Here is a 12,910-nt window from a genome sequence, read left to right as displayed (position 1 = left end):
GAACAGCCGGTGCTCAAAGATGCTCTATCCCGATACCGTCGAAGCCGAAATCCTCGTCCACAAACCCTGGTTCGTGGCGACTATGTTCGGCGTCGTTCTGGTTCTCTTCATGGCTTTCAACATGGCGGGCACCAGCTTCGCCGAACTGATGCGTCCGGTGATCGGCGAACCGTCGGTGAGTGGCCTCTACGGCCGCTTTGCCATTGCTTTCGCCATAGCGGTGATCTTCACCTTGAACGTCGTGCTGATCGGTTTCGCGCCGATCAAGTTCCAGATCGGCATCGTCTGGCTCGAACTGTTGCTGCTGTTCATCGCCTTCTTCGAGACCTTCCATCTCAGCCTGCCCTTCATCAGGGAGAAGCTGCCGTTCCTGATCGGCCAGGGCGTCGTCACCACGCTCTACGTCTCGGCGATCTCGATCGTCATCGCCTCCGTCATCGCCGTCGCCGGCGCGGTCGCCAAGCTCTCCAGCAATGGCTTCGCCTACGCCATCGCCAGCTTCTACACCTCCTTCTTCCGTGGCCTTCCGCTGCTCATGCAGGTCTACCTGATCTATCTCGGCCTGCCGCAGCTCGGCTTTGTCATCAATGCGGTGCCTGCGGGCATCCTGGCGCTTTCGCTCTGCTATGGCGCCTACATGACCGAGATCTTCCGCTCCGGCATACAGAGCATCGATCGCGGCCAGTGGGAGGCGTCGCGTTCCATGGGCTTCGGCTTCGCGCTGACCATGCGCCGTATCATCCTGCCGCAGGCGCTGCCGGTCATCATTCCGCCGACCGGCAACCAGTTCATCTCGATGCTGAAGGATTCCTCGCTGGTCTCGGTTATCGGCGTGTGGGAGCTCATGTTCCTGGCGCGCACCCTCGGCCAGAAGACTTTCCAGCACATGGAGATGCTGATTTCGGCCGCGATGATCTACTGGATGCTGTCCATCTGCCTCGAACTGATCCAGGCGCGGATCGAGCGGCACTACCGCAGGAGCAAGGTCAGATGAACGCTCATGTCATCATCGAAGCGCGCAACGTATCGAAGTGGTACGGCGCCTTTCATGTCTTGAAGGACATCAACCTGACCGTCCACAAGGGCGAGCGTATCGTCATCTGCGGGCCTTCGGGTTCCGGCAAATCGACGCTCATCCGCTGCTTCAATCGCCTGGAGGCGCATCAGGAGGGCGATATCACCGTCAACGGCGTCGCCCTGCATGGCAAGATGGGCAACGTCGCCGACGTGCGCTCCAACGTCGGCATGGTGTTCCAGCATTTCAACCTGTTTCCGCACATGACGGTGCTGATGAACTGCATGGCCGGCCCGATGTGGGTGAAGGGCGTGCCGGAAAAGGAGGCGCGCAAGACCGCGCTGAAGTTCCTCGAGCGGGTCCGCATTCCCGAGCAGGCGAACAAGTTCCCCATCCAGCTGTCCGGCGGCCAGCAGCAGCGTGTGGCGATTGCCCGCAGCCTGTGCATGCAACCGGCGGTCATGCTGTTCGACGAACCGACCTCCGCCCTCGACCCGGAAATGGTCTCGGAGGTGCTCGACACCATGACGGAACTTGCCCGCGACGGCATGACCATGGTGTGCGTGACGCATGAAATGGGCTTTGCCCGCGCGGTGGCCGACCGGGTCATCTTCATGGACGCCGGCCAGATCGTCGAGGCCGGCACGCCGGACGAATTCTTCGGCCAGCCACGCCACGATCGAACCAGATTGTTCCTCAGCCAGATCTTGAAACACTGACCGCGCGTTCCGCCGCTTCGGCGGAAATGCTCTGCCGGCACGGCCTCCAGGGGTCGCTGCGAACGCCCGTTTTCTTCGCACGGCCGCCTCGACAGTGAGGCCGTCATGCATGCGCCTGAGGCCCGAGCGCGGCCAGCGCCGGCCTGGTTAGGCCCAGCCTAAGCAGAATTATCGAAAATCATTATTTGTGCATCGCACACAGCGTGCTTTGCTCCATCCGCCGGCTGAAAGAGAACAAAAAGAACGTCAGGCGGCAGCCTTCGGCGATGCGTCCGAAGCGGGTTGTTTTGGCGCCGAAAGCGCCTGACCTCAGAAAAAGACAGGGGAACGTGATGACGACAATAATCTCGAAGTTTCGCCGTGCCGCGCTGGCGGCCGGCATTGCCCTGAGCGCGCTTTCGGTGAGCCTCCACGCCGAAGCCGGCAGCTTGAAGCTGGGCATGACGACCTGGGTCGGATACGGCCCGCTCTTCCTTGCGCGCGACATGGGCTACTTCAAGGAGGGCGGCCTCGATGTCTCGCTCGAAATCATCGAGGAAGCGTCGATGTACATGGCGGCCGTCGCCGCCGGCGAACTCGACGGCAGCGCCTCGACCATCGACGAAATCATGAAATACCGCTCGAAGGATGTCTGCTTCAAATCGGTCTATGCCCTCGACGACAGCCATGGCGGCGATGGCGTGCTGGCGCCGAGCGGAGTCAAGAGCGTCGCCGACCTCAAGGGCATGGAAGTCGGGCTGAACGAAGGCTCGGTGTCGCAGTTCTGGTTCAACATCCTGCTCAAGCAGGCCGGTCTCAGCCAGACCGACGTGAAGATCACCAATATGACGGCCGATGACGCCGCTGCCGCCTTCATGGCCGATCGTATTCCCGTTGCCGTCACCTGGGAACCGCATCTGACGCTGGCCAAGAAGGAAAACAAGGGCCAGGTCCTGATCGACTCCTCGAAGACGCCCGGCCTGATCGTCGATGTGGTGGCGCTGAACTGCGACTACATCACCAAGAACCCCGGGGATGTCGAGGCGCTGGTGAAGGGCCTCTACAAGGCCAACGAGTTCATCAAGGAGAATCCCGCGAAGGCCTATGAGGTGATGGCCAAGGGCGTCGGCGGCTGGCTCAAGGATCCGAAGGACTTCGCCTCCTCCGCCGCGGGCGTGAACTTCTACGGCAAGGACCGCAATGCCCAGTTCTTCGCCGGTGGCGAGGGTGGCGAAGCCGGCAAGCTGATCAAGCTCGGCGGCGATATCTGGGGCGGCTTCGGCAAGCTCAAGATGGACATCAAATACGACGACCTCGTCGATACGTCCTTCCTCGCGAAGTGATCTGACCTCGTGAAGTGAGCTCGCTGGACCGCGGGCCGAGCCTCGCGCCTGCGGTCCATCCAGCCCAAAGGGTTTCCCTGTGACACTGGCACCGAATGCAACGTCTCCCATCAGCCATATCGTGACCACGAGCGTGGATAAAAATCAGCCCGGTCGATCCGCCTGGAAAGCTGTCACCACGCCTTTTCAGGCCGTGTCGCGGCCTCTCTCCATAACGCTCAGCGTCCTGGTCTGGGGCGCGGTCATCGGCGGCTGGTTCGCCTTGACCTATTCCGGCGCGGTGAAGGAAATGTTCCTGCCGCGCCCGGAATCCGTCTTGGTCACCACCATCAACATGGCGCTTGACGGCTCCTTGTGGGAGCACGTGCTGGCCAGCGTCCAGGTGGTGCTGATCGGTTTCGTCATTTCGAGCGTCGTGGCGGTGCCGCTTGGATTGACGATGGGCACCTACCGCATCGTCCAGGCGGCGCTCGACCCGCTCGTCAATTTCATCCGTTATCTGCCGGTGACGTCCTTCGTACCGCTGTTCATCCTGTGGATCGGCATCGGCATCGAACAGCGCGTGGCCGTCATCATCTTCGGCATCTTCTTCCAGCAACTGGTGATGATCGCCGACAGCGCCCGCGGCGTTCAGCGCGACCTCGTCAATGCGGCCTATACGCTCGGCACGAAACGCGGCGACACGGTCTTCCACATCGTCTTTCCGGCCACGCTTCCCAACGTGCTCGACGTGCTGCGCGTCACCATGGGCTGGGCCTGGACCTATCTCGTCGTTGCCGAACTGGTCGCCGCGCGCAGCGGACTTGGCTACATTTCGCTCAAGGCGATGCGCGGCTTCCAGGTCGACGTCATCTTCATGGCCATCGCCCTGATCGGCATCCTTGGCCTTTGCACCGACCAGTTGTTCCGGGGCATCCGCCGCCTCGTCGCTCCCTGGGCCAATTGAGGAGTTTGCCGACATGGACGCCCTGACCCTCGCGACGAAGCCGAAGAGCGCCGACATCGGCATCGACAATGTGGTCCTGCGCTACGGCAAGGGCGACAATGCGGTGCTGGCGCTGGACGGCATCTCGTTTCATGTCGTGCCCAACGAATTCTGTGTGATCGTCGGCCCATCCGGCTGCGGCAAGTCGAGCCTGCTCTATCTCATCGCCGGGCTGGAGGAGCGCACCGGCGGCATGATCTCGGTCGGCGGCAAGCCGGTTACCGAGCCGGGCCCCGATCGCGGCATGGTGTTTCAGGCCTATACGCTGTTTCCCTGGCTGACCGTGGCGCAGAACGTCGAATACGGCCCGAAGCGGAAAAGCATGCCGGCGGCCGAACGCAAGGCCATCGTCGAGCATTTCCTGCATGAGGTCGGCCTGGCGAAATTCGCCAACCACTATCCCTCGCAGCTGTCGGGCGGCATGAAGCAGCGCGTGGCGATCGCGCGTGCGCTCGCCAACGATCCGCAGGTGCTGCTGATGGATGAACCCTTCGGAGCGCTCGACAGCCAGACCCGCCACTCCATGCAGAAGCTTTTGCTGAGGATCTGGGACCACTCCAAGAAGACGGTGCTGTTCGTCACGCATGACATCGACGAGGCGATCCTGCTGGCGGACCGGGTGCTCGTCATGTCCGGCCGGCCCGGCCAGATCAAGAAGGAAATCCGTGTCGGCCTCCCGCGTCCGCGCAGCATGGACCTGGTCATGGAGCCGAGCTTCATCGCCATGAAGCGGGAAATCCTCGAGCTGTTGAAGAACGACGAAGACGACGAGCACTAGGCGACGTCTCGTCGGGGTGGATCACGAAACAGGCACGGCATGAGCATCGAAGCCGCGGAATTCGACTATATTGTCATCGGCGCGGGCTCGGCCGGTTGTGTCCTGGCCAACAGGCTTAGCGCCAACCCAGCCAATCGCGTCTGCCTCATCGAGGCCGGCGGCAGCGACGACCGCACAAGGGTGCGCGTGCCGGCCGGCATCCTCTCGCTCTACGGCAATCCGGCTTTTGACTACGGCTACAAGGGCGTGCCGCAGCCGCTGCTCAACAACCGCCGCATACCGGTCAACCGCGGCAAGCTTCTCGGCGGGTCGAGTTCGATCAATTCGATGGTCTATATCCGCGGCGCAGCACAAGACTACGATGAGTGGGCGGCACTCGGCTGCGCCGGCTGGTCCTATGCCGATGTGCTGCCGGTGTTCAAGACGCTGGAGCGGAATCTCCTGTCGCAGAGCCCGGCCTATCACGGCTTCGACGGCGAATTGCTGGTCGACAATCCGCGTGATCCCAACGCCGTATCCAGCCTCTGGGTAGAGGCGGGGCGCAGCATAGGCCTGCCCGAAAACCGTGACTTCAACGGAGACGGCCAATTCGGCCTCGGCATCTACAATGTAACCCAGGACAAGGGCCAGCGCTTCTCGGCCTACACCGCTTTCGTCCGCCCGGTTCTGAGCCGCCCGAACCTCCAGGTACTGTCAGGCGTCGAGGTGCTTGATCTGGCAGTCGAAAGCGGACGCGTCACCGGCGTCAATGTGATCAGGGACGGCGCGGTCCAAAGGCTGACCTGCCGCGCCGAAGTCGTGCTGAGCGCCGGCGCGATCGGGTCGCCGCGCATCCTGCTTGCGTCCGGCATCGGCCCGGCCGAGGAACTGAAGGCGGCCGGGATAGAGCCGGTGATGAATGTACCCGGGGTCGGCAAGAATTTGCGCGACCATGTCGACGGCATGATCACCGTGCGATCGAACAGCACCAGGACGCTCGGCCTGTCGCTCGCCAACCTGCCGGCGATGCTGGCCGCGCCCTTTCAGTATTTCGTCCGGCGCAAGGGCATGCTGACGACCAACTATGTCGAGGCCGGCGGCTTCGCCAGGACGAAATATGCCGGCGATATTCCCGATGTCCAATTCCACTTTGTTCCCGGTTACCGCAGCCATCGCGGCCGGCTCGTCGAATATGGCCACGGCTATGCCGTGCACACCTGTGTGTTGAGACCCGGGAGCGTCGGCGAAATCACGCTTGAGCGTGACGGCACCCGCCGCAACGTGCTGATCGATCACCGCTTCTTCAGCGACGGCCAGGATGCCCTGACCCTGGTCGAGGGTATCAAGGTCGCGCGTTCCATTCTGGCTGCGCCGGTCTTTGCCGATATTCGCGGACCGGAAATCCTGCCCGGACCCGATGTCGTCACCGACGACGAAATCCTCGCCTATCTGCGCGCCGAGGCGCTCACCGTCTATCACCCGGTCGGCACGGCCAAGATGGGCAACGATGCCATGGCGGTGGTCGATCCCGCCGGCCTCAAGGTGCGCGGCTTCGACAATCTGCGCGTGGCGGACGCCTCGATCATGCCGACGCTGATCGGCGGCAACACCAATGCGCCGTCGATGATGATCGGCGAAAAAGCAGCCAGGGCGATGCTGTCATAAGTCTCGCATTGGCCCGTCTCCGGGCATTTAGGGACAAGCTAACCACTGCCACGCGAAATCGTAATTTTCGCTAATCAGTCCCTCCAGTAAACCAACGAACTGAGCTCCTCGCATCCGCGGAAACTCTTGGGGGGAAAGGACGCAGAAATGCCAGTGGAAAAAATAGACACGCTTGTCGTCGGCGGTGGCCAGGCGGGAGTGGCTATGTCTGAGCATCTGAGTAAATGCGGCGTGCCGCATCTTGTCCTCGAGCGCGGCCGGATTGCCGAGCGCTGGCGCTCGCAGCGATGGGACTCGCTCGTTGCCAATGGCCCGGCCTGGCATGATCGTTTCCCGGGCATGGAATTTCCCGTGACGGGTCCCGACGGCTTTCCTTCCAAGGAGGAGGTTGCCGACTATTTCGCCGCCTATGCAAGGCAGATCAATGCGCCGATCCGCTGCGGCGTCGAGGTCAGGCTCGCGCAAAGAAATGTCGGCCGGCCCGGATTCCGCGTCGAGACGTCGGATGGGGTGATCGAAGCCAACAGCATCGTCGCCGCGACCGGACCTTTCCAGGTCCCCGTCATCCCCGCTCTTGTCCCTGCAAATGCAGATCTCCTGCAGATCCATTCCAGCGCATACCGCAACCCCGGGCAGTTGCCGAAGGGCGCGGTGCTGGTGGTCGGGGCGGGATCGTCGGGTGTGCAGATAGCCGATGAGCTTCAGCGCTCTGGGCGGCGCGTCTACCTCTCGGTCGGTCCGCACGACCGCCCGCCGCGCGCCTATCGCGGGCGCGATTTCTGCTGGTGGCTTGGCGTTCTCGGCAAATGGGACCTCGAAACTCCAGGGCCCGGCACGGAGCACGTCACGATCGCGGTGAGCGGCGCGCGTGGCGGCGAGACGATCGATTTCCGTCGGCTGGCCGCGCAGGGGCTTACCCTGGTCGGCATGACCAAGACATATCAGGACGGCGTGCTGACCTTCGCGCCCGACCTGGCGAAGAACATTGCCCGCGGTGACGCCAGCCTGATGTCGTTGCTCGACGAGGCCGACGCCTATGTCGCGCGCAACGGCCTCGACCTTCCGGAGGAGCCCACGGCCCGTCGCATCGACCCGGATCCGGAATGCCTGACCAACCCGCTTCGTGAGCTCGATCTGGCCGAGGCCGGGGTAACGGCGATCATCTGGGCCACCGGCTTTGCCGTCGATTACAGCTGGCTGAAGGTCGATGCCTTTGACGAGAAGGGCCGGCCAAGGCATCAGCGCGGCGTCTCGACCGAGCCCGGCATCTATTTTCTCGGCCTGCCCTGGCAGTCGCGAAGGGGATCGAGTTTCATCTGGGGCGTCTGGCACGATGCCAAGCATGTCGCGGACCGCATTTCGACGCAGCGCAAATATCTGGCCTATCACGCTGCGGCACGGCGCGAGACCGTGGATGCCTGACCAACGCTGACGACTGCCAGAGCAATTCCAGGAAAAGTGTGAGCGGTTTTCCGTCCGGAATTGCGTAAAAACAAAAAGATAGAGCGGTTTGCCGTTTCCGTGAAACGGCGAAACGCTCTAGCCCGATCTGATGGAGACCAGGATGGCGCATACGAGAATCCGCAAGTTCAACACCAAGGACACCTATCCCGAGCAGAAGCTCGACAATGATCTGTGCCAGGCGGTCGTCACGCGGGGCGGCCGCACGGTCTATCTGCGCGGCCAGTGCCCGCAGGATCTCGACACCGCCAAGAATATCGACAGCCACGATCCGGCCGAGCAGACGCACAAGGTGATGCAGAACATCAGGCAACTCATCGAGGAGTGCGGCGGCACCATGGAGCATCTGGTCAAGGTGGTCGTCTACATCACCGACGTGCGCCATCGCGAGGCGGTCTACCGCACCATGGGCGAGTACATCAAAGGCGTGCATCCCGTTTCGACCGGCCTCGTCGTGTCGGCCTTGGCACGGCCGGACTGGCTGGTCGAGATCGATGGCACCGCCGTAATCCCGGATTGACGCCATGACCTTCTCCATCGTCGCGCGATGCAGCCGCACCGGTATGTTCGGCGTCGCGGTCTCGTCCTCCTCTCCGGCGGTGGCGGCGCGTTGCGCCTACGCGCAGGCGGGCGTGGGGGCGGTCGCCAGCCAGAACGTCACCGATCCAACGCTTGGCACAAGGGGGCTCGAACTGCTGGCGCGCGGCGCCTCGGCCGCCGAGGCGGTCGCCATCCTGAAGCGCACCGGCGCCTACAGCGAATACCGGCAGGTGCTGGCTGTCGATGCCGCCGGGACGACGGCGATCCATTCCGGACCCAAGGCGCTCGGCATCTGGGCGGAAGCGCGCTCGGACAATGTCGCCTGCGGTGGCAACATGCTGGCCCATGACGGCGTGCCGCAAGCCATGGTCGAGGCCTTTCGGGCTTCGGAAGGGCATCTCGGCGACCGCCTGATCGCGACCATGCGCGCCGCGCTGAAGGCGGGTGGCGAGGCGGGTCCGGTCCATTCCGCCGGCATGAAGCTGGTGCGCGAGGTCGCCTGGCCGGTCGCGGACCTGCGCTGCGACTGGAGCGAGGCCTGCCCGATCGAGGAACTGGCGGCCTTGTGGGATCGCTACAAGCCGCAACTCGATGCCTATGTGACCCGCGCGATCAATCCGTCCGATGCGCCGAGCTACGGCGTGCCGGGCGACGAGTAGCCAGTACGCGAGTAGCCAGCACATAGGGGAAGCGTCCGCATGAGCGAACTCAGTCACAAGGACTGGATCGGCAAGGCATCGGCGATCCGTTTTCGCGACAAGGCGTTCATCGACGGCAAGACGGTTCCCGCGCGTTCGGGCCGAACCTTCGCCAGCATCAATCCGGCCACCGGCGAAACGCTGGCCGAGGTGGCGTCATGCGGCGAGGAAGACATCGATCTGGCTGTTGCCGCGGCGCGCCGCAGTTTCGAGGCCGGTGTCTGGTCGCGCACGAGCCCGGCGCACCGCAAGGAGGTGCTGCTGCGGCTGGCAAAACTGCTGCGCGAAAACCTGCAGGAGCTTGCCCTGCTGGAGTCGCTCGACATGGGCAAGCTGGTCACGGATGCCGCGACCGTCGACGTCCCTGGCTCGGCGGCGATCTTCCAGTGGTATGGCGAGGCCATCGACAAGATCTACGACGAAGTGGCGCCGACCGGCGCAAGCGATCTGGTGCTGGTACGCCGCGAGCCGCTCGGCGTGGTCGGTGCCGTGGTGCCATGGAATTTCCCGCTCGACATGGCGACCTGGAAATGCGCGCCCGCGCTTGCCGCGGGCAATTCGGTGGTGCTGAAGCCGGCGGAGCAGTCGCCTTTCTCGGCGCTCAGGCTGGCGGAACTCGCCATGGAGGCGGGCCTGCCCGCCGGCGTGCTCAATGTCGTGCCTGGCCTTGGCGAGACGGCCGGACAGGCGCTCGGCCGCCATATGGATGTCGATTGCCTTGCCTTCACCGGATCGACTTCGGTCGGCAAGATGTTCCTGCAATATTCGGGTCAGTCGAACATGAAGCAGGTCTGGCTCGAAACGGGCGGCAAGAGCCCGAACCTCGTCTTCGCCGATTGCGGCGATCTCGATGCGGCCGCCGACATGGCGGCGTTCGGCATCTTCTTCAACCAGGGCGAGGTTTGCTCGGCCAATTCGCGCCTGCTGGTGCAGCGCTCCATCAAGGATGCCTTCGTGGAGAAATTGGCTGAGCGGGCGGCGGCCGCCCAGCCTGGCGATCCGCTCGACCCGGCCTCGAAAATGGGCGCCATGGTCGATGCCCGCCACGCCGCCAACGTCATGCGCTTCGTCGAGGCCGGCAAGAAGACCGCGCGCCTGGTCGCCGGCGGCGATCGCGTCACGGTCAACGGCCGCGGCAGCTTCATACAGCCCACCATCTTCGACAATGTCGCCCATGACGATCCGATTGCCAGGGACGAGATATTCGGACCAGTGCTTTCGGTCATTGCCTTCGACGATGAGGAGGAGGCCATCCGCATCGCCAATGACAGCCCCTACGGGCTGGCGGCATCGCTGTGGACCGACAGTCTTTCGCGCGCACACCGCGTCGCCGGACGGCTGCGCGCCGGCACGGTTTCCGTCAACACGGTCGATGCGTTGAGCCCGATGACGCCGTTCGGCGGCGTCAAGCAATCGGGCTTCGGCCGCGATCTGTCGCTGCATGCGCTGGACAAGTACACCGCGCTGAAAACGACATGGATCAAGTACTGAAGCCGCGCGGGCGCTTGATCGCGGCGCCCAAACCGGCAACATAGAAGCCCATGCCGCTACGCTTCACCCTGAGACAACTGGAATATTTCGTCGCTGTCGGCGAAGCCGGCTCCATTACCAAGGCGGCCGAGCAGGTCAATGTTTCGCCGCCTTCGATCTCGGCGTCGATCGCGCAACTGGAGGCCGAATTCGGCGTCCAGCTTTTTGTCCGCAAGCATTCGCATGGCCTGTCGCTCACGGCTGGCGGGCGTGTTTTCCTGAAGGAGGCCGCCAGGCTGCTGGCCGACGCCGACGCCCTGCACGATATCGCCGGCGACATCGCCGAGAAGGTGCGCGGACCGCTGGCGGTCGGATGCCTGCTGACCTTCGCGCAGATCGTCATGCCGACGCTGCGCATGAAGTTCGAGCGCGCCTATCCCGAGGTGCGGTTCCGGCAGTTCGAACGCAACCAGGGTCAACTACTCGAAATGCTGCAGCGCGGCGAAATCGACGCGGCGCTGACCTACGATCTCGAACTGTCGCAGGACACGACGTTCGAACCGCTGATGCTGGTGCCGGCCTACGTCATGCTGCCACAAGGGCACCGCTTCGCCGGTAAGGCTTCGATCACGACGGAAGAGCTGGCCGACGAGCCTATGGTGCTGCTCGACCTGCCATACAGCCGCGAATATTTTCTCTCGGCCTTCCAGATGCGCGGCATCCGGCCCAACATCGCCGAGCGCACCGGCGACATCGCGGTGATGCGGTCGATGGTCGCGAACGGCTTCGGCTACGGCATTGCCAACATGCGGCCGCTCAACACGCTGGCGCCGGACGGCAAGCCGCTGGTGTTCGTGCCGCTGGCGGGGGATTTGCGGCCTCTGACCATGGGGGTCGCCTTGCCCAACGCCGAGCACCGCACCCAGACGGTGCAGGCCTTCATCGATCACTGCCGCCGTTTCGTCGTCGAACAGGGCGTGTTCGGCAGCGGCCGGGTCGTGGAATAGCGGCAGCCCCGGTCAGGCGACCTGCAACTGTTGTCCGGCAAGCCGCCGCAGCAAATTGTCCAGCATGTCGTCGCAGCGGCGCAGCTGTTCGACGCTGACGAATTCGTCCGGCCTGTGCCCTTGCGCCATCGAGCCCGGTCCGCACACGATGGTCGGCGTGCCGAGGTCGCGGCTGAACAATCCGCCTTCGGTGCCGTAGGCGACTTTCATGGTGTCGTTGGCGCCGGTCAGCGACTTGACGAAGGCGACGGCCTGCGAATTCGCCGGCGTGTCCAGCCCCGGATAGGTGTTGGTGATGTCGATGTCGATGGCCGCCTCCCGCGCGATCGCCGAAGCGGCAGCGGCAATACGCTGCGCCTCGGCGCGTAAGCTATCGAGGATTTGGTCGGGATTGTCGGCCGCGACATTGCGGATCTCGAAATCGAGCTGGCAGAGGTTCGGCACGATGTTGAGCGCCACGCCGGCATTGATCTTGCCGACATGGACGGTGGTGTAGGGAATGTCATAATCGCCGTCGCGTGCGCCATCGCTGGCCAACCGGTCCTGTTCCCGGCGCAGTGCGGTGACGAAGTCGCAGCCGAGATGGATGGCATTGAGCGCCAGGGGAGCCAGCGCCGAATGGCCCTCCCGTCCCCTGCAGATGGCGCGTGCCGCAAGCTTGCCCTTGTGGCCGGTTGCCACCTGCATATTGGTCGGCTCGCCGACGATGCACAGCAATGGCCGGTGCGGCGCGGATCGCAGCATGTCGATAAGGCTGTGCACGCCGATGCAGCCGATCTCCTCGTCGTAGGAAAGCGCCAGATGCAAGGGCGTTTGCAGGCTCATTTTCGCGGCCTTGAGGCAGGCGGCAAGCGCGCAGGCGACGAAACCCTTCATGTCGGCAGCACCACGGCCATAGAGCCTGCCGTCGCGCGCGGTCATCTCGAAAGGCGGCAGCGTCCAGTCCTGGCCTTCGATGGGGACGACATCGGTATGGCCGGACAGCATGACGCCAGGAGCGTCGGCCGGTCCGATGGTGGCGAACAGGTTCGCCTTATGGCCGTCCGCGCTGCGGATGATCTGGCAGGCAATGCCCTGTGCCGAAAGCAACTCCGTGACGTAGCCGACAAGGTCGAGGTTCGAGTCGCGGCTCACCGTCGGAAAGCCGATCAGCTTTTCAAGGATCTGGATGCTGTCCATGCGTCTCACGTCTCATTGGCCATGCGCGCTATCTAGCATCGCGCGACCACGGCCTTGAAGTCGCATTTGGCTCAGCCGGGATTCACCGGATG

12 protein-coding genes are annotated in these 12,910 nt (G+C 63.7%); 11 read left to right on the top strand and 1 reads right to left on the bottom strand.

From position 1 onward, the window contains the following. Window positions 1–19: 19 nt before the first annotated feature. The 11 genes from JN279_RS30910 (at window position 20) to JN279_RS30860 (ending at window position 11,639) form a co-directional block, all read left to right on the top strand. Window positions 20–994, top strand: a complete 975-nt coding sequence (locus tag JN279_RS30910; RefSeq protein ID WP_096455323.1) for an amino acid ABC transporter permease — start codon at window positions 20–22, stop codon at window positions 992–994. Beyond that, entirely contained in the window at window positions 991–1,734 is a 744-nt protein-coding gene (locus tag JN279_RS30905; protein WP_202351060.1) for an amino acid ABC transporter ATP-binding protein, read from the top strand. Before JN279_RS30910 ends, JN279_RS30905 begins: the two co-directional genes overlap by 4 nt. Before the next feature lie 332 nt (window positions 1,735–2,066). Continuing rightward, complete coding sequence (locus JN279_RS30900; protein WP_202351059.1) at window positions 2,067–3,056, top strand: ABC transporter substrate-binding protein; 990 nt, start codon at window positions 2,067–2,069, stop codon at window positions 3,054–3,056. A gap of 133 nt (window positions 3,057–3,189) precedes the next feature. Then, complete coding sequence (locus JN279_RS30895) at window positions 3,190–4,002, top strand: ABC transporter permease (protein WP_244734198.1); 813 nt, start codon at window positions 3,190–3,192, stop codon at window positions 4,000–4,002. A gap of 13 nt (window positions 4,003–4,015) precedes the next feature. After that, window positions 4,016–4,819, top strand: a complete 804-nt coding sequence (locus JN279_RS30890; RefSeq protein WP_202351057.1) for an ABC transporter ATP-binding protein — start codon at window positions 4,016–4,018, stop codon at window positions 4,817–4,819. A 39-nt stretch (window positions 4,820–4,858) separates the two neighbouring features. Next, window positions 4,859–6,463 carry a GMC family oxidoreductase gene (locus JN279_RS30885; protein WP_202351056.1) on the top strand — a complete coding sequence of 535 codons (1,605 nt, stop codon included), beginning with the start codon at window positions 4,859–4,861 and terminating at the stop codon, window positions 6,461–6,463. A 147-nt stretch (window positions 6,464–6,610) separates the two neighbouring features. Beyond that, on the top strand, window positions 6,611–7,885 hold the full coding sequence (locus JN279_RS30880) for a flavin-containing monooxygenase (RefSeq protein WP_202351055.1): 1,275 nt from the start codon (window positions 6,611–6,613) through the stop codon (window positions 7,883–7,885). A 142-nt stretch (window positions 7,886–8,027) separates the two neighbouring features. Beyond that, window positions 8,028–8,444 carry a RidA family protein gene (locus JN279_RS30875; RefSeq protein WP_183456870.1) on the top strand — a complete coding sequence of 139 codons (417 nt, stop codon included), beginning with the start codon at window positions 8,028–8,030 and terminating at the stop codon, window positions 8,442–8,444. A 4-nt stretch (window positions 8,445–8,448) separates the two neighbouring features. Next, complete coding sequence (locus tag JN279_RS30870) at window positions 8,449–9,123, top strand: DUF1028 domain-containing protein (RefSeq protein WP_202351054.1); 675 nt, start codon at window positions 8,449–8,451, stop codon at window positions 9,121–9,123. A gap of 39 nt (window positions 9,124–9,162) precedes the next feature. Continuing rightward, the gene (locus JN279_RS30865) at window positions 9,163–10,653 is read left to right on the top strand and encodes an aldehyde dehydrogenase (RefSeq protein ID WP_202351053.1); all 1,491 of its coding nucleotides are present in this window, start codon (window positions 9,163–9,165) and stop codon (window positions 10,651–10,653) included. Between the two features lie 50 nt (window positions 10,654–10,703). Next, window positions 10,704–11,639 carry a LysR family transcriptional regulator gene (locus tag JN279_RS30860; protein ID WP_027045706.1) on the top strand — a complete coding sequence of 312 codons (936 nt, stop codon included), beginning with the start codon at window positions 10,704–10,706 and terminating at the stop codon, window positions 11,637–11,639. 12 nt (window positions 11,640–11,651) lie between these two features. Here JN279_RS30860 and argE read toward each other — a convergent pair whose 3' ends face one another. Next, window positions 11,652–12,818, bottom strand: a complete 1,167-nt coding sequence (gene argE, locus JN279_RS30855; RefSeq protein WP_096455339.1) for an acetylornithine deacetylase — start codon at window positions 12,816–12,818, stop codon at window positions 11,652–11,654. Window positions 12,819–12,910 lie beyond the last annotated feature (92 nt).

Origin of the sequence: Mesorhizobium sp. 113-1-2 (genome assembly GCF_016756475.1) — a bacterium.
In the GTDB taxonomy this organism is placed as follows: domain Bacteria; phylum Pseudomonadota; class Alphaproteobacteria; order Rhizobiales; family Rhizobiaceae; genus Mesorhizobium; species Mesorhizobium loti_C.
This window is presented reverse-complemented; position numbering and strand designations above follow the sequence as displayed.